The 16,527-nt window shown below is 72.5% G+C and carries 14 protein-coding genes; 7 read left to right on the forward strand and 7 right to left on the reverse strand.

The annotated features are described in order from the left end of the window. Nucleotides 1-113: 113 nt before the first annotated feature. A complete protein-coding gene (coaE, locus tag ACFQGL_RS30240; protein ID WP_377516074.1) occupies nt 114-1,295 on the forward strand; it encodes a dephospho-CoA kinase in 1,182 nt (393 codons plus the stop codon). Nucleotides 1,296-1,329: 34 nt separating this feature from the next. On the opposite strand, the gene ACFQGL_RS30245 is transcribed toward coaE, so the two are convergent. Beyond that, a complete protein-coding gene (locus ACFQGL_RS30245; RefSeq protein ID WP_377516047.1) occupies nt 1,330-2,889 on the reverse strand; it encodes a hypothetical protein in 1,560 nt (519 codons plus the stop codon). A gap of 300 nt (nt 2,890-3,189) precedes the next feature. Between ACFQGL_RS30245 and uvrB the strand changes: the two genes are divergently transcribed. Then, entirely contained in the window at nt 3,190-5,298 is a 2,109-nt protein-coding gene (uvrB, locus tag ACFQGL_RS30250; RefSeq protein WP_377516048.1) for an excinuclease ABC subunit UvrB, read from the forward strand. Nucleotides 5,299-5,414: 116 nt separating this feature from the next. Beyond that, nucleotides 5,415-6,272 carry a helix-turn-helix domain-containing protein gene (locus ACFQGL_RS30255; protein ID WP_377516049.1) on the forward strand — a complete coding sequence of 286 codons (858 nt, stop codon included), beginning with the start codon at nt 5,415-5,417 and terminating at the stop codon, nt 6,270-6,272. Between the two features lie 110 nt (nt 6,273-6,382). On the opposite strand, the gene ACFQGL_RS30260 is transcribed toward ACFQGL_RS30255, so the two are convergent. Further along, complete coding sequence (locus ACFQGL_RS30260; protein ID WP_377516050.1) at nt 6,383-6,676, reverse strand: antibiotic biosynthesis monooxygenase family protein; 294 nt, start codon at nt 6,674-6,676, stop codon at nt 6,383-6,385. Between the two features lie 97 nt (nt 6,677-6,773). Between ACFQGL_RS30260 and pnuC the strand changes: the two genes are divergently transcribed. From pnuC to ACFQGL_RS30275, 3 genes are all read left to right on the forward strand, one after another. Next, the gene (gene pnuC, locus ACFQGL_RS30265; protein ID WP_377516075.1) at nt 6,774-7,427 is read left to right on the forward strand and encodes a nicotinamide riboside transporter PnuC; all 654 of its coding nucleotides are present in this window, start codon (nt 6,774-6,776) and stop codon (nt 7,425-7,427) included. Beyond that, nucleotides 7,424-8,542: an AAA family ATPase gene (locus ACFQGL_RS30270; protein WP_377516051.1), complete on the forward strand. Its 1,119-nt coding sequence runs from the start codon at nt 7,424-7,426 to the stop codon at nt 8,540-8,542. The genes pnuC and ACFQGL_RS30270 overlap by 4 nt, the downstream gene beginning before the upstream one ends. Before the next feature lie 355 nt (nt 8,543-8,897). Further along, nucleotides 8,898-9,896 (forward strand): TerC family protein, encoded by a 999-nt coding sequence (locus tag ACFQGL_RS30275; protein ID WP_377516052.1) that lies wholly within the window; start codon nt 8,898-8,900, stop codon nt 9,894-9,896. Nucleotides 9,897-9,933: 37 nt separating this feature from the next. On the opposite strand, the gene ACFQGL_RS30280 is transcribed toward ACFQGL_RS30275, so the two are convergent. Continuing rightward, complete coding sequence (locus ACFQGL_RS30280) at nt 9,934-10,848, reverse strand: C40 family peptidase (protein WP_377516053.1); 915 nt, start codon at nt 10,846-10,848, stop codon at nt 9,934-9,936. 59 nt (nt 10,849-10,907) lie between these two features. Next, a complete protein-coding gene (locus ACFQGL_RS30285) occupies nt 10,908-12,005 on the reverse strand; it encodes a mandelate racemase/muconate lactonizing enzyme family protein (protein WP_377516054.1) in 1,098 nt (365 codons plus the stop codon). 44 nt (nt 12,006-12,049) lie between these two features. Between ACFQGL_RS30285 and ACFQGL_RS30290 the strand changes: the two genes are divergently transcribed. Then, the gene (locus ACFQGL_RS30290; protein WP_377516055.1) at nt 12,050-12,847 is read left to right on the forward strand and encodes a tyrosine-protein phosphatase; all 798 of its coding nucleotides are present in this window, start codon (nt 12,050-12,052) and stop codon (nt 12,845-12,847) included. Here ACFQGL_RS30290 and ACFQGL_RS30295 read toward each other — a convergent pair. From ACFQGL_RS30295 to typA, 3 genes are all read right to left on the reverse strand, one after another. Next, entirely contained in the window at nt 12,816-13,505 is a 690-nt protein-coding gene (locus tag ACFQGL_RS30295) for a lysoplasmalogenase (RefSeq protein ID WP_377516056.1), read from the reverse strand. The genes ACFQGL_RS30290 and ACFQGL_RS30295 overlap by 32 nt on opposite strands. Nucleotides 13,506-13,564: 59 nt before the next feature. Next, a complete protein-coding gene (locus tag ACFQGL_RS30300; protein WP_377516057.1) occupies nt 13,565-14,425 on the reverse strand; it encodes a serine hydrolase in 861 nt (286 codons plus the stop codon). A 122-nt stretch (nt 14,426-14,547) separates the two neighbouring features. Next, nucleotides 14,548-16,416 (reverse strand): translational GTPase TypA, encoded by a 1,869-nt coding sequence (gene typA / locus ACFQGL_RS30305; protein WP_377516058.1) that lies wholly within the window; start codon nt 16,414-16,416, stop codon nt 14,548-14,550. Nucleotides 16,417-16,527: the final 111 nt, after the last annotated feature.

The raw sequence follows: 16,527 nt of genomic DNA on the forward strand, positions 1-16,527 counted from the left end.
GGCGCGAGCGGGGCGGGGCGGGGCGGGGCGCGGCGCGGGGCGGGGCGGGGCGGGGCGGGGCGCGCGGCGGGGCGGGTTTGGCGGCGGGCCTGGTGATCCGGTTGACTGGTCCGGTGTTGAGGGTGGGGTTGACCGGCGGGATCGGTTCGGGCAAGAGCGCGGTGGCCGCGCGGCTGGTCGAGCAGGGCGCGGTGCTCATCGACGCCGACCAGGTGGCCCGGGAGGTCGTCGCGCCGGGTACCGAGGGGCTGGCCGAGATCGTCGCCGCTTTCTCGGAGCAGGTGCTGGACTCCGACGGCGCGTTGGACCGCGCCGCACTGGGAGCGGTGGTCTTCGCCGACGAGACCGCCCGCCGCCGGTTGGAGGCGATCACCCATCCTCGGGTGCGGGCCCGTACCGCCGAGCTGGCCGCCGCGGCGGCACCCGACGCGATCGTCGTCAACGACGTACCGCTGCTGGTCGAGGTCGGCCTCGCGCCGACGTACCACCTGGTGGTCGTGGTGCAGACGGCGGTGTCGACCCGACTGGAACGACTGGCGCGCGACCGGGGGATGGACCGCGCGGAGGCCGAGCGGCGGATCGCCGCGCAGGCCGACGATGCCCGGCGGCGCGCGGCCGCGGACGTGGTGCTGACCAACGACGGCAGCCTCGCGGCACTGCACGAGGCCGTGGACGAACTCTGGCGGCAGCGGCTGTCGCCCTACGAGCACAACCTGCGGGAGCGGCGGGTGGTCCCGCCACACCGGGTCGACCTGGCCGAGACCGACCCGAGCTGGCCGCGGCAGTACGGACGGCTGGCCGCCCGGATCCGGCACGCGCTCGCCCCGGCCGACCTGCGCATCGACCACATCGGCGCGACCGCGGTGCCCGGGCTCGCCGCCGAGGACGTCATCGACGTGCAGGTGGCCGTGCCGAACCTCGCCGACGCCGACGGGGTGCTGGCCGATCGGCTGGCGAACGCCGGATTCCCGCGGGTGCCGGGGCAGTGGTGGGACGACCCGCGCCCGGCCGGCAGCGGTCGGTGGGAGAAGCGGCTGCACGGCAGCGCCGACCCGGCCCGCCCGGTACGCCTGCACGTGCGGGCGGCCGACTCACCCGGCTGGCGGTACGCGTTGTTGATGCGCGACCACCTGTGCGCCGACCCGGACCAGCGGGCGGCGTACCTGCTGCTCAAGCGGGAGTTGGTCGACGCCGCGCCGGAGGTCAGCGGTGCCGGGACGGCCCGGGACCCCTGGTTCGACGAGGAGTACCTGCGGGCCGAGCAGTGGGCCGCGCAGACCGGCTGGACGCCGTGACCGGGCGTCGCCGAGGCTCGCGCACCATCCGGGATCAGGTCGTGCCGGCGCGCGGTCGTGGCGTGCCGGCCGGTCGGGCGGTGGTCTTCGGCCGGGGCGCCGGGGTCAACCGGGGCACCGAGGCGGGGGTGAGGTCGAGCTGTGCCCACGCGCCGGGGCCGGTGCGCAACTCCAGCCGCCGCAGCGGCCCGTCCCGGTCGATCCAGTAGCGCACCAGGGCGTCGGCCGTGCGTACCTCGACGACGTCCACGGTCCGTCCGCCGACGACGTCCTCGCGGACCCGTACGGCCGCGCCGCGTTGTCCGGCGGGCCGGGCGGCGTCGAGCGCGGCGTCGAGCAGCAGGCTCACCTCGTCCGCGCCGGAGCGGGTGGACCGCCACGTACCGGCCGGGGGCGGCAACGGGGGTCGACCCGGTGCCTCCGCGGTGCCACCGCCGCCGACGACCGCCGACACGTCCGACCGGGCCAGGCCGGCGGCGTCCCGGCGGAGCAGGGTCCGGCGATCCGGTACGCCGAGGTCGGCGACCGCCAGGTAGGCGGTGCGGGCGGTCCAGCTCAGCCAGCCGCTGCCGCGCAGGTTGGTGTCGGTGCCGACCGGCGCGGTCAGCGTCAGCGCCGCGCCGCCCTGGGCGCGAAGTCGGGCCGGCAGCCGGTCCAGCCGGTCCTGCTCGGCGCCGGTCAGTGCGCGGGGCAGGCCGGGTCGGCCACCGAGCGCGTCCACCGGGCGTAGCGACGGGCGGTCCGCCCGGTTGAGAAGCACCGTGATCGGGCCGACGCCGGGCAGCCGGGCCACCAGCTTGTGCAGCCGGCCGTCCTGGTCGAGCCAGTAGCGGGGCCGCCCGTCCGCGTCACCGGCCGTCGGCTGTTGCGCGCTGGCCGGTGTCGTGCCGCTCGGTGCCGGGCTGCCGGTGCCGGGGGCGGTACCGGCCGGCAAGGGCGCCTCGAGGACGTCCATCGGCCCGGCCCCGACGGTGTCCTGGGTGAGCCAGCGGGCACCGCCGTCGCGCAGCGGCTGGGCCGGGTCCGGACGGTCGGCGGCGAGGTCGAACAGCAGGTGCAGAACCGGTGCCAGGGTCGCCCCGGGTGCCAGCCGGTGCAGCCGCCAGCGGTCCGCGGGCGGCACCAGCGGTGGCGCGGCGGGGGTGGGCACCGCCGCCGGGTCCGGTCGGATCACCAGGACCGGGCCGGAGGTCTGCAACAGGCCCCGCTCGGCGCCCGCGCCCGGACCACCCACGTCGAGGTAGAGCAGCGGTCGCGACCAGTCCACCCAACCCACCAGTTCGGTACGGGCGGCGCCCGAGCCGACCGTGACGCGGACCCCGGCGCGCAGGTCCCGCAGGTTGGTGACCCGCATCGCGGCCAGTCGTTCGCTCTCCGCGACGGTCAACGGCCGGGTCGGCTCGGGCGGGGCCGGCGCCCAGCTCAGCAGGCCGATCACCAGCGCCGTGGCGGACGTCAGCGCGGTCAGGCCGAGCAACAGCAGCACCATCCGGCGCCGGCGACTGGCCGGTGCCGGGCCGGTGGCGTCGTCGACGGCCGGGTCGGCGGCGTCCTCGGGGTCGGTGTCGGGTGCCGGGGTCGCAGAGGTGTCCACGGATGTGAAACGGGTGGGGCGGCACCGGGGTGACGAGCAGGGGCGCTCGCGGCGGCCGGTCTGCGCCTCGAGCGCGACCACACGGGTGCGCACGCCGGACGAGCCGGGTGCTGCGACCGCAGTGCCGGGGGCGGCCGGCCGAGATGAGCGGCCCGGCCACCGGCCCGGTCGGCCGCCGCGAGCGGCCTACATCGAGAGGGTAGTCCCGGTGACATGTGCCACACAATGGGAATATTGAAGCTGATCACGTACCTGGCGTGACGGCCGTTCCTGTCGGACCTCCGGCGTACCGTTGCTGTCATGGCGCTCGACATTCCCCGGCTCGACGGCCGCTTCCAGGTCGTCAGCGAGTTTCAGCCGGCCGGCGACCAGCCGGCCGCCATCGACGACCTGGAGCGTCGGGTTCGGCGCGGCGACCGCAACACGGTGCTGCTCGGCGCGACCGGCACCGGCAAGAGCGCCACCACCGCGTGGCTGATCGAGCGCCTGCAGCGCCCGACCCTGGTGCTCGCCCCCAACAAGACGCTCTGCGCGCAGCTGGCCAAGGAGTTCAGCGAGCTGCTGCCGCACAACGCCGTCGAATACTTCGTCTCGTACTACGACTATTACCAGCCCGAGGCATATATCCCGCAGACCGACACCTACATCGAGAAGGACTCCTCGATCAACGAGGAGGTCGAGCGGCTGCGGCACTCGGCGACGATGTCGCTGCTCACCCGTCGCGACGTGATCGTGGTGGCGACCGTGTCGGCGATCTACGGCCTGGGCACCCCGGAGGAATACCTCGATCGGGCGGTCCGGGTCGAGGTGGGCCAGGAGCTCGACCGCGACAAGCTGCTGCGTCGGCTCGTCGACATCCAATACACCCGCAACGACATGGCCTTCAACCGGGGCACCTTCCGGGTCCGCGGTGACACGCTGGAGATCATCCCGGCGTACGAGGAGCTGGCGGTCCGTGTCGAGCTGTTCGGCGACGAGGTGGAGAAGCTCTACTACCTCAACCCGCTGACCGGTGACGTGGTGCGTGAGGTCGACCAGTTGGTCATCTTCCCGGCCACGCACTACGCCGCCGGCCCGGAGCGGATGGAGCGGGCGATCCGCGACATCGAGGTGGAGCTGGCCGAGCGGCTTGCCGAGCTGGAGCGCCAGGGCAAGCTGCTGGAGGCGCAGCGGCTGCGGATGCGCACCACCTACGACATCGAGATGATGCGGCAGGTGGGCTTCTGCTCCGGCATCGAGAACTACTCGATGCACATGGACGGGCGGTTGCCCGGCAGCCCGCCGCACTGCCTGCTCGACTACTTCCCGGACGACTACCTCACCGTGCTCGACGAGTCGCACGTGACGATCCCGCAGATCGGCAGCATGTACGAGGGCGACGCCTCGCGTAAGCGGATGCTGATCGACCACGGCTTCCGGCTGCCCAGCGCCGCCGACAACCGGCCGCTGCGTTTCGACGAGTTCCTGGAGCGGGTCGGCCAGTCGGTCTACCTCTCGGCGACGCCCGGGCCGTGGGAGCTGGAGCAGGCGCAGGGCGAGTTCGTCGAGCAGGTCATCCGCCCGACCGGGCTGGTCGACCCGGAGGTCGTGATCAAGCCGACCAAGGGCCAGATCGACGACCTGATGCACGAGATCAAGCTGCGCACCGAGCGGGACGAGCGGGTGCTGGTCACCACGCTGACCAAGAAGATGGCCGAGGACCTGTCCGACTACCTGCTGGAGAACGGCATCCGGGTGCGTTACCTGCACTCCGAGGTCGACACGCTGCGCCGGGTGGAGCTGCTGCGCGAGCTGCGCAAGGGCGAGTACGACGTGCTGGTCGGCATCAACCTGCTCCGCGAGGGTCTCGACCTGCCCGAGGTGTCGCTGGTGGCGATCCTCGACGCCGACAAGGAGGGCTTCCTGCGCAGTGGCCGGTCGCTGATCCAGACCATCGGGCGGGCCGCCCGTAACGTGTCGGGTCAGGTGCACATGTACGCCGACAAGATCACGCCTTCGATGGCGAACGCGATCGAGGAGACCGATCGGCGTCGGGCCAAGCAGATCGCGCACAACGAGGCGCACGGGATCAGCCCGGAGCCGCTGCGTAAGAAGATCCACGACATCCTGGACGATATCTACCGCGAGGCGGAGGACACCGAGAACTCCCGGGTCGGTGGTGCGGTGCGCCAGCTCTCCCGGGGCAAGGCGCCGGTCAAGGAGACCCGGAGCCGGAGTCGGGCCTCCGCCACCACCCCCTCCCGGGAGGGGATGGCCCGTGCCGACCTGGCCCAGCTCATTCAGGAGCTCAACGACCAGATGCTGGCCGCGGCCCGCGAGCTGCAGTTCGAGCTGGCCGCCCGGATCCGCGACGAGGTCGCTGACCTGAAGAAGGAGTTGCGTGGCATGGACGCCGCCGGCGTGAAGTGACGGCCAGCTCGGCCGTCGCCACCAGGGCACCCGACGACCGGGTCGGTTGCGGTGTGCGAGCGTGCTATTGCACTGGGTGATCGTCCTGCGTACTCTCCCAAACTGGGGAGGCGGGGATGCCGTTGCCAACGAGTCCTGTCATTCGACGTGTACGGCTCGGTGCCGAGCTGCGCCAGCTACGCCGCCGTGAGGCGTTGACCCTGGAGCAGGTGTGCGACCGGCTGGGTTGGGCCTCGACCTCGAAGCTGTCCCGCATCGAGCTGGGTCAGAGCCGGCCGGATCTCGCCGATGTGCTGGATTTGCTGGACGTCTATCAGGTGCCGACGCCGGCCCGGGATGCGCTGATCGTGATCGCCCGGGACGCGGCCACCAGTCGTGGCTGGTGGAAGACGCTCGGTGAGATGAGCGAGCGGCAGCGCACCTACGCCGAGTTGGAGGCGGGTGCCGCCCACATCGTCGAGTACCAACCGGCGGTCGTGCCGGGGCTGCTCCAGACGCCGGCGTACGCCCGGTTGCGGGTCGCCGCGGGCGCCCTGCTCACCCCGGAGTTGGACGTGGAGGCCGAGGTGCGGGCCCGGGCCCTGCGGCAGGACGTGCTGCGCCGGGCGGATCCGCCCCGGTACACGGCGGTGCTCGCCGAGGCGACCTGCGACCCGGGTGACCTGCCGGTGGCGGTCTGGCGTGAGCAGCTGCGGCATCTGGTCGCGGTGACCGGCCTGGCCCACGTGACGGTACGGCTGCTGCCACGCGGCGCGGCCGGCGGCGGGCTGCACCCGCTCACGCCGTATTCCTGCTATGCCTTTCCCGACCCGGCGGACCCGCGCACGGTGATGCTGGAGGCGCTCACCACCGACGTGCGGTTGGCCACCGCGCTCGACGTCGACCGGTACGACCGGATGACCGAGGCGCTGCTGGCCGCCGCCCTGTCACCGGAGGAGACGGTCACCGCGTTGGCCCGCCGCGTGGGCGAATAAGCCCACGGTCGCACCCCGCGCGGCCACCGGGCCCGGCGCCCCCGAGTCCGTCGGGACCGGCAACCGGCGCGTGCGAGGGGCACCCTAACCGCGGGGTACGACAGCTCCACTCAGGCCGGTACGTCGAGGAAGTGCTCCACGATGGGCGGCCCGGCGAAGTGCGGGCCGATCAGCGCACGCCACTTCTCGAACCGCTCGGTGGCCCGGAAGTTCTCGTCGTGCGCCTCGACGGAGTCCCATTCGACCAGCAGCACGAACCGGGACGGGGACTCGATTCCCCGGGTCATCCGGACCGACCGGCAGCCGGGCGTGCCGGCGAGCACCGGATGCCCCTGGGCGTACGCGGCGGCGAACTCGTCCTCGTGTCCGGGCAGTACGTCGATCAGCGCGACCTCAAGCACCATGCCGGAAGCCTCCCACGGACGGTCGGCACGGCGGTGCCGTGGGGTCTGTTCCGGTGTCGGCGCTGGCCCTAGGGTGGGTGCCCGGGAGGGCACTGTGATGATCGACTGGCTCACCGGCACCGCGTTCGAGGTGGCCGGCACCGGCACGACCTGGGCGGAGCTGCTGGGGTTCGCCACCGGCGTGCTGAACGTCTGGCTGGTGGTGCGGCAGCGCATCGCGAACTGGCCGGTCGGTATCGCCAACGTGCTGCTGCTCATGCTGCTGTTCTGGACCGCGGGCCTGTACGCCGACGCCGGGCTCCAGGTCGTCTACGTCGCGCTCGGCTGCTACGGCTGGTGGCACTGGCTGTTCGGTGGTGAGCGGCGGAGCCGACTCACGGTGAGCCGGACGGAGCGGCGCGAGTGGCTGGCGTTGGCCGTCGTCGGGGTGCTGCTCACCGGCGCGCTCTGGGTCCTGCTGGACCGGGCCACGGACTCGACCGTGCCGCTGCCGGACGCGCTGACCACGGCGCTGTCCCTGCTGGCCACGTACGGGCAGACCCGCAAGCGGGTGGAGAGCTGGTGGCTGTGGATCGCCGCCGACCTGATCTACATCCCGCTGTACGCGTACAAGGGGCTGTGGCTCACCGCTGGGCTCTACCTGGTCTTCCTCGCACTGTGCGTGTTCGGGCTGCGCGCCTGGCGGGCCGATCAGCGTCGGGTCGAGCGGCCGACCCCCGTTCCGCCCGGTCCGGCTCCGGTGAGCGCGTGACCGACCGGGCGCCGCAGCGCACGACGAGCCCGCCGACCCGGGCGTCCACGGCGGAGTTCCGGCACGGCATGGTGGTGGGGAAGTTCTATCCGCCGCACGCCGGGCACCACGCGTTGATCACGGCCGCCGCCGCGCGGTGCGCCACGGTCACCGTGGTGGTGGCGCCCTCGCGTCGGGAGTCCATTCCGCTCGACGTGCGGTTGGACTGGCTGCGCGAGGCGCACGCGGACACGCCGTGGGTGCGGTTCGTCGGCCGGTACGACGACCACCCGGTGGACTACGACGATCCGGTGATCTGGGACGCGCACTGCGCGGTGTTCCGCGAGGCGGTCGGACCCGAGGTGGTGGACGCGGTCTTCTCCTCCGAGGCGTACGGCGTGGAGCTGGCCCGGCGCTTCGCCGCCGTACCCGTGGCGGTGGATCCGGATCGGCGGACCGTGCCGGTCTCCGGTACCGCGGTGCGCGCGGACCCGGCGGGCCACTGGCGGTGGCTCAGCCCGCCGGTGCGTGCCTGGTTCGTCCGGCGGGTGGTGGTGGTCGGGGCCGAGTCGACCGGTACGACCACGATGGCCGCGGCGCTCGCCACGCACTACGGCACCGCGTGGGTGCCGGAGTACGGCCGCGAGTTGACCGCCCGGAAGCTGGAGCGGCTGCGCGAGCGCTCGCCCGGGGCCACGATCTTCGATGTCGGCTGGGACCGGGAGGACTTTCGCACGGTGGTCCGTGAGCAGCAGAGGGCCGAGGACGCCGCGGCCCACTCGTCCGGGCCGCTGCTGGTCTGCGACACCGACGCGCGGGCCACCGCCGTCTGGGAAGAGCGTTACCTCGGCAGCGCGTCGCCGGAGGTCCGGGCAGCGGCCCGTCGGCCGGCGCTCTATCTGCTGACCGACGACCGTGGCGTGCCCTTCGCCGACGACGGGCTGCGGGACGGGGAACACCTGCGGGGCTGGATGACCGAGCGGTTCCGCGCCGAACTGGCCGAATGCGGGGTGCCGGTGGTGGAGTTGGCCGGACCGCACGAGGAGCGGCTGGCCCGGGCGGTGGCGGCCTGCGATGCCCTGCTGGCCGCCGGCTGGACGCTCACCGCCCCACTCATCGCCCCCGACACACACTAGCCTCCTAGGACGCCAGAGAGGGTGTGTCGCCGGGGGCACGACGCGATGTGTCGCCGGGCGCTATTCCCGTTCGCCGGGGTGGCCGGTGCCACCGAGTGCCCGGGGTGCGATCACGGCCCGTGGTGGGGGACAATGGTCATCAAGGAGGGGAGTATTCCCCCGCGACGGAGTCGTCAGCACGGTCGATCACCGGATTTCCGGTGGCCCCCGACCCGGCCCCGTTGGTCGCCGTCCCGCTTGCGGGCGGCGGCGGAAGAGACCTCCGACAGTCACCAGAGTGAGCGACAGCGGCATACCGGGCCTCGAAGGGGCGTACGGTGTGCCCGACGCCGCGTGTCTGCCGGAGGAATGAACGTTGGACGTGTCCGGATTGGTGTGGGCGGGGACCCTCGTCGCACTGACTGCGGTTCTGCTCGTCGACTTGTTGATCATCGGTCGACGTCCGCACGAGCCGAGTGTGCGCGAGTCGAGCCTGTGGGTCGCCTTCTACGTCGGCCTGGCCCTGCTCTTCGGCGCCGGTGTCTGGCTGACGGCGGGGGCCAGCCCGGCTGGCCAGTTCTACACCGGCTGGCTCACCGAATACAGCCTCTCGGTGGACAACCTCTTCGTCTTCGTGATCATCATGGCCCGCTTCGGGGTGCCCCGGCAGTACCAGCAGAAGGTACTGCTGGTCGGGATCGTGCTGGCATTGGTGATGCGCGGTGGGTTCATCGCCGCCGGCGCCGCGTTGATCTCGCAGTTCTCCTGGGTCTTCTACATCTTCGGCGCGTTCCTGATCTACACCGCGGTCAACCTGGCCCGGCAGGGTGAGCCGGACGAGGACGAGTTCTCCGAGAACGTGGTGATCCGGTGGAGCCGTAAGGCGTTGCCGATCTCCAAGAACTACGACGGCGCGAAGCTGACCACGCACTCCGCCGGCCGACGGCTGTTCACGCCGATGCTGATCGTCATGATCGCGATCGGCACCACCGACCTGATCTTCGCGCTGGACTCGATTCCGGCGATCTTCGGCATCACCCAGGAGCCGTACCTGGTCTTCACCGCCAACGTCTTCGCGCTGATGGGCCTGCGCCAGCTCTACTTCCTGCTCGGTGGCCTGCTCGACCGGCTGATCTACCTGAGTTACGGGTTGGCCGTGGTGCTCGGCTTCATCGGGGTCAAGCTGGTGCTGGAGGCGTTGGCCGACAACAATCTGCCGTTCATCAACGGTGGGCAGCACGTGGCCTGGGCGCCGCACATCCCGATCTGGCTCTCCCTCCTGGTCATCCTGGGCACGCTGGGCGTCGCCACGGCCGCAAGCCTGGCCAAGTCCGCCCGGGACCGGCGGCGGGAGTTGGCCGAGGCCCGGCGCTGAGCTGCCGCCGGCCGGGTGCGGGGACGCGTCCGGCCGGTCAGACCCGGTGCACGCCGACCAGGGTGGCGGTCCGCTCGGCCGGCAGTTGTTCCTCCACCACCCGCCGCTGTCGGTAGCAGGCGTGCAGCATCCGCCGGTGGTCGCCGCTGGGCGCGGCGGTGACGATGCCGATGTGGTGGATCTTCCGGCCGGGGCGGGCGAAGAAGTAGAGGTCGCCGCGGCGTTCCGCGCCGAGCGGCAGCGGTGTGGTGGCCAGGGCCTGGTCGTCGGCGTCGCGGGGCAGCAGCACCCCGAATCGCCGCCAGGCCAGGTGCACCAGCCCCGAGCAGTCGATGCCGTACGCGGAGAGCCCGCCCCAGACGTAGACCACGTCCAGCAGCCGCTGCGCCAGCGTGAGCGCCTCGTCAGCGGTGGGCGGTTCGGCCGGTATCGGGGTCAGGTGGCCGTCGGGTAGCCAGAGCGGCGCGGCCTGAGCGGGGACGTGCACGGGCCGCCAGCCCTCGCGGGCCGGGCCGGCCGGAACGAGGCGGGTGCCGACGACCACCCCGGGTAGCAGCACCGGCCCGTCCGGTGCGGCGCGCAGCTCGGTGATCGTCGCGTCCACCACGAGCGCGTGGCCGGTGGCGGCCGGGTCGACGGGGGCGAGTTGGTCGGCGCGCAGCCAGCCCGGGTAGCCGCGTGGGTCCAGCTTGGCCGCCGGTTGTTCCACGGCGACGACCTGCGCCCAGCCGTCCGGGCGCAGGTCGGTGACGAGGACGCGTTCGCCGAGCAGCAGTTGGCTCAGTACGCAGTCGCCGACCTGTTGGTCGGCGTTCATGCCGGTGATCCAGGCCGGGATGTCGGTAGGGGCGGTGAGCGCGGGGTGGTCGACCGGGCGGACGGCCTCGGGGGTGGTCCACAGCGTCGCCACGGCGACCCGGACGACGGCCTCACGGCCCGGTTGCAGCTCCACGTGAACCCCTTGCTCGTGTCGGCTGTCCCCGGAAACCCTATGAAAGAAACCAACCATCATCAACCACGGGATTGAATCTTTACTTCAGTGACGCCGGAGATGCCCAGGCCAGGTGCGTTTGGCAGCACCACCGTGGCGTCCTCGTAGCGGATCCCGCCCTGCACCGGTGACCAGGCCAACCACCAGGCGGCGTCCAGGTCGGCGACCGCGGTGGTGCCGTACGCGGCGACCAGGCTCGCCGCCGCGCCGATGCCGACCTGGCTCTCCATCATCGAGCCGACCGTGGTGCCCATCGCGTGCGCGGCAGCCAATTCCAGCAGGGTGCGTGCCGGCTGGAGGCCGCCGCACTTGGCCAGCTTGACGTTGACCAGGTCGGCGGCCCGGCGGCGGATCACCTCCACCAGGTCGCGGACGCCGAAGACCGCCTCGTCGGCCAGGATCGGCACGGTCACCCGGTCGCTGACCCAGGCGAGCCCGTCCAGGTCCCAGCGTGCCACCGGCTGCTCGACCAGTTCCACGTCGAGCCCGGCGTCCTCGATGCCGCGGATCACCCGGACCGCCTCGCGGGGCGTCCAGCCCTGGTTCGCGTCGAGCCGGATCCGGATTCCGGCGCCGACCGCCGCGCGGACCGCCCGGACCCGGTCCAGGTCACCGGCGGCGTCCGTGCCGACCTTCAGTTTGAGCACGTCGAAGCCGTCGGCCCGTCGTTGCCGCGCGGCCGCCGCGAGGTCCACGGCGTCGCCCGCGGCCAGCGTGACGTCCGTGGGCACCCGCAGCGTGGTGCCGCCGAGCAGCCGCACCAGGGGTACGCCCAGACGCCGGGCGGCCAGGTCGTGCAGGGCGACGTCCACCGCCGCCTTGGCGGCCTCGTTGCCGACCACCGCCCGCTGCACCTCGGCGCAGCGGGCCACCAGGTCGTCCGGGTCCCGGCCGGTGAGCAGTGGGCCGAGCAGTTCCCGTACGCAGGCCTGCGCGCCGGCGACCGACGCACCGGTGACCTGCCAGACCTGCGGTGCCTCACCGAACCCGGACCGGCCGTCGCTGTCGATCAGCTCGACGAGCAGGGTGTCCACTGTGGTGGTACGCCGCAGCGCGGTAACGAAGGGGGTGTGTAAGGGGGCGGAAACCCGGTGGGTGCGTACCGCCGAGATCGTCATGTGGGGCACCCTATACGGAGGCACGTCGCGGGAGGGGAGACCGGATGGCCGGGCGGGACTGGGCGATGGTGGGTGCGCCGAACGCGCGTGACCTGGGTGGCGTGGTGGGAGCCGACGGTCGGCGGGTACGCGTCGGGCGGTTGATCCGTACGCCGGCTCTGGGTCGGCTCACCGACGAGGACCTGCCGGTGCTGGCGAAGTTGGGGCCGGCTTGCGTGATCGACCTGCGGGACGGTTCGGAGATCGCGGTCGCTCCGGCGGACCGGCTGGTCGGTGAGCCGCGGGTGGTGCACCTGCCGGTGCACGACCCGGAGCATCCGGTGTTCACGTACGTCTCGGCGGTGCTGCTCGGGCACGACCTGGACGCGTACGCGGAGCTGGCCCGGCAGGGCACGGCGGCGGCGATGGCGGAAATCTACCGGTGGTTCGTGACCGGTGCGTCGGCGCGCGCCGGGTTCGCCGAGGCGGTCCGGTTGGCGGCCCGGCCGGAGAACCTGCCGCTGGTCTATCACTGCTCGGCCGGCAAGGACCGGACCGGGTGGCTGACCGTCGTCCTGCTGTCCGCGCTCGGCGTGGACGAGGCCACGATCCGCGCGGACTACCTGCGGAACAACCCGTTGACCGAGAGTCTGCGCGCGGTGATCGTGGAGGCGTTGCGGCGGCGGCAGCCGGAGTTGGACGTGGACGCGGTGGTGCCGGTCCTGGAGGTCCGCCCGGAGTATCTCGACGCCGGCTACCGGGAGGTGCGTCGGGTGCACGGCTCGTTCGAGGGGTACCTGCGCGACGGGCTGGGGCTCGGCGACGACGTCCTCACGGAGCTGCGGGCACACCTGTTGGAGTGACCGGCTGGTCGGCGCGGGCGGCCCGGCCGGTGACGATGAGCGCCTGGCCGGCGGCGTAGCTGGCCATCACCAGCACCGGCGCGCCGGGTGGTTCGGCCACTCCGGCCGCTCCGGCGGCGATCAACAGGTCGGAGCCGAGGAAGAGGGCCGCGCCGAGACCGACGCGCCAGCCCTGGGTGGCGGCGGTGCTGGCCATCGCGGCCAGGGCGAGCGCGTAGCCGGCCACCGGCACGGCGAGCCCGGCCTCGGCCAGCCCCGCCCACATCCAGGTGAGCGCGACGACGGTCAGTGCCGCGTACCCGATCGGGATCGCGAGCAGCGGTGGGCGACGCAGCGCGGTCGCGGCACCGTGTCGGGTGAAGGCCGCGAGGTAGCAGAGGTGCGTGCCGAGGAAGCAGGCCATGCCGGTGAGGAACCAGCCGGTGCCGGTGACCAGCAGCGCGACGTCGCCGGCGGTGGCGAAGGCCAGCGCGCCGAGCACCAGCCGGTCCGGCCGGGTGCCGCGTTCGGCGGTGACCCGCCAGAGGTACGCGGCGAGCAGCGGCATCAGCAGCGGCTTGGTGAGCTGGAAGGCCAGGTCGCTGTCGGTGGCGTTGGCCAGCAGGTTCGCCGCGGTCACGGCGAGGAAGGCGGCCAGCAGGGTGCGGCTGCGGGGCATCGGCGGCTCCGGGGTGGGGGGTGCGGGCAGCCTAGCCGGATCGACGGGTGTGTGTCGGGTCAGAGCCGGTGGCGGGCCTCCCAGACCTGTGCCGAGATGTGCGCGATCAGCCGGCAGGCGTCGTCCTCGACCTCGTCGCCGCTGGGGCCGCCGTCGGCCAGATCGGTGGTGGTGCAGACGACGATCAGGTACGGCGGGGCGTCGTCGGGTAGGACGACTCCGGCGCCGTGGCGCACGCCGCGTACCCATCCGCCCTTGTGGGCGATCCGGGTGCCGTCGGGCAGGCCGGCGGCGAGGTCCTCGCGGTGTTCCTGGGCCAGCAGCACGTCGAGCATGGCGGCGCAGGCGGCCGGTGTGGCGAGCTGGCCGGGGGTGCTGGCCCCGGTGGCCAGTGCGCCGAGCAGGGCGGCCAGGTCGGCGGCGGTGACCAGGTTGGTGATGCCGGCCTCGCGGGCGGCGAAGTCCTCGATGCCCCGGCCGGTGACGCTGTGCCGGGCGCCGGCCCGCGCCCAGACGTCGGCGACCGCGGGCAGGCCGACGTGCCCGATGAGCACGTTGGTGGCGAGGTTGCTGGAGCGGACGATCATCCGGTCGGCGAGCCAACGCAGCGGCGCGGTGCCGCCGACGCGGTCCCAGACGGCGTCGTCGTTGTCGTAGGGCTGCGCGCAGGAGAACCGGGGTGCGCCGGGCTGCGCGGAGTCGAACTCGTTGACGACCGGGACGGGGGCGTCCAGGTCCAGCGTGCCGGCCTCGGCGGCGCGGTGCAGTGCGGTGAGGACCGCCACCTTCATGGTGCTGGCCGCGTAGTGGGTGGCGTCGGGGTCGCGGGTCCAGGTCGGTGCGGTGTCGAGCCGGCCCACGTACGCCGAGACGGTGCCGGGTACCCGGTCCAGATGGGCGTCGAGATCATCCCAGGTCATGTCGGTGACCGTAGCCGATCATCGGCCGGCGGGCGGGCCGGGCCCGCGTACCCCGGGCCGGAAAGCGGGCGGGCGCGTCGGCCGTGAGTGGCCGACGCGCCCGGTGCCGGGTGCTGCTGGGGTCAGTTGCTGTGCTTGCGGCGGGCGGCGGCCCGGCCACGCAGCTGCTGGTCGAGCACGACCTTGCGGATGCGCACGGAGGCCGGGGTGACCTCGACGCACTCGTCCTCGCGGCAGAACTCCAGCGCCTGCTCCAGCGAGAGCTTGCGCGGCGGGACCAGCTTCTCGGTCTCGTCGGAGGTCGACGCCCGCATGTTGGTGAGCTTCTTCTCCTTGGTGATGTTGACGTCCATGTCGTCGGAGCGGGAGTTCTCCCCGACGATCATGCCCTCGTACACCTCGGTGGTCGGCTCGACGAAGAGCTGGCCGCGCTCCTGCAGGTTGATCATCGCGAAGGCGGTGACCGCGCCGGCCCGGTCGGCGACCAGCGAACCGTTGTTGCGGGTACGCAGCTCGCCGAACCACGGCTCGTAGGACTCGAAGACGTGGTGCAGGATGCCGGTGCCCCGGGTGTCGGTGAGGAACTCGGTGCGGAAGCCGATCAGGCCGCGCGCCGGGACCAGCCACTCCATCCGGATCCAGCCGGTGCCGTGGTTGACCAGCTGCTCCATCCGGCCCTTGCGGGTCGCGAGGAGCTGGGTGATCGCGCCCAGGTATTCCTCCGGGGAGTCGATGGTCAGCCGCTCGACCGGCTCGCAGGTCTTGCCGTCGATCTCACGGGTGACCACCTGCGGCTTGCCGACGGTCAGCTCGTAGCTCTCCCGGCGCATCTGCTCGACGAGGATGGCCAGCGCCAGCTCACCGCGGCCCTGCACCTCCCAGGCGTCCGGTCGCTCGGTGGGCAGCACCCGCAGCGACACGTTGCCGATCAGTTCCTTGTCGAGCCGGTCCTTGACCATCCGCGCGGTGACCTTGGCGCCCTTGACCCGGCCGACCAGCGGCGAGGTGTTGGTGCCGATGGTCATCGAGATGGCCGGCTCGTCGACGGTGATCAGCGGCAGCGGCACCGGGTTCTCCGCGTCGGCCAGCGTCTCACCGATCATGATCTCGGGGATGCCGGCGACCGCGATGATGTCGCCCGGGCCGGCCGAGTCGGCCGGCTTGCGCTCCAGGCCCTCGGTCATCAGCAGCTCGGAGATGCGGACCCGCTGGGTGCTGCCGTCGGTGCGGCACCAGGCCACGGTCTGGCCCTTGGTGATGGTGCCCTGGCGGACCCGGCACAGCGCCAGCCGGCCGAGGAACGGCGACGCGTCGAGGTTGGTCACGTGCGCCTGCAGCGGCGCGTCGTCCTCGTACGCGGGGGCGGGGATGGTGTCCAGCAGGGTGCGGAACAGTGGCTCGAGGGAGGTGCTGTCGTCCGGCACCGAGCCGTCGGCGGGCTGGGTCAGCGAGGCGATGCCGTCGCGGGCGCAGGCGTAGACGATCGGGAAGTCGATCTGCTCCTCGTCGGCGTCCAGGTCGAGGAAGAGCTCGTAGGTGTCGTCCACGACCTCCTTGATCCGGGCGTCCGGGCGGTCCACCTTGTTGATCACCAGGATGATCGGCATCCGGGCCCGCAGCGCCTTGCGCAGCACGAACCGGGTCTGCGGCAGGGGGCCCTCGCTCGCGTCGACCAGGAGCACCACCCCGTCGACCATGGTGAGGCCGCGCTCCACCTCGCCACCGAAGTCAGCGTGACCAGGGGTGTCGATGATGTTGATGGTGACCGGGTCGGAGCCGTCCGCCGGCAGGTAACGCACGCCGGTGTTCTTGGCCAGGATGGTGATGCCCTTCTCCCGTTCCAGGTCCCCGGAGTCCATCACCCGCTCGGTCGTCTCGCCACGGGCGCCGTACGCGCCGGCCTGCCGCAGCATGGCGTCGACCAGGGTGGTCTTGCCGTGGTCGACGTGAGCGATGATGGCGACGTTGCGGAGGTCGGTGCGAAGCTGCATACCCTCTATCCTTCCGCCTGCGCTCGCGCAGGCTGCGTCGGGGTCACCCCCAGGTGCCCCTGATCTCTGGTGAAACTGCTGTCCGGGTGGTTCCCCCGGCTGGCATGCTGA

The organism is Micromonospora vulcania (genome assembly GCF_042658605.1).
Classification (GTDB): domain Bacteria; phylum Actinomycetota; class Actinomycetes; order Mycobacteriales; family Micromonosporaceae; genus Micromonospora; species Micromonospora vulcania.

Excerpts from the sequence above, each read along its gene's own strand:
- uvrB (WP_377516048.1), top strand. The coding sequence starts at position 3,190 with ATGGCGCTCGACATTCCCCGGCTCGACGGCCGCTTCCAGGTCGTCAGC.
- ACFQGL_RS30255 (WP_377516049.1), top strand. The coding sequence starts at position 5,415 with ATGCCGTTGCCAACGAGTCCTGTCATTCGACGTGTACGGCTCGGTGCC.
- ACFQGL_RS30260 (WP_377516050.1), bottom strand. The coding sequence starts at position 6,676 with ATGGTGCTTGAGGTCGCGCTGATCGACGTACTGCCCGGACACGAGGAC.
- pnuC (WP_377516075.1), top strand. The coding sequence starts at position 6,774 with ATGATCGACTGGCTCACCGGCACCGCGTTCGAGGTGGCCGGCACCGGC.
- ACFQGL_RS30285 (WP_377516054.1), bottom strand. The coding sequence starts at position 12,005 with ATGACGATCTCGGCGGTACGCACCCACCGGGTTTCCGCCCCCTTACAC.
- ACFQGL_RS30290 (WP_377516055.1), top strand. The coding sequence starts at position 12,050 with ATGGCCGGGCGGGACTGGGCGATGGTGGGTGCGCCGAACGCGCGTGAC.
- ACFQGL_RS30295 (WP_377516056.1), bottom strand. The coding sequence starts at position 13,505 with ATGCCCCGCAGCCGCACCCTGCTGGCCGCCTTCCTCGCCGTGACCGCG.
- ACFQGL_RS30300 (WP_377516057.1), bottom strand. The coding sequence starts at position 14,425 with ATGACCTGGGATGATCTCGACGCCCATCTGGACCGGGTACCCGGCACC.
- typA (WP_377516058.1), bottom strand. The coding sequence starts at position 16,416 with ATGCAGCTTCGCACCGACCTCCGCAACGTCGCCATCATCGCTCACGTC.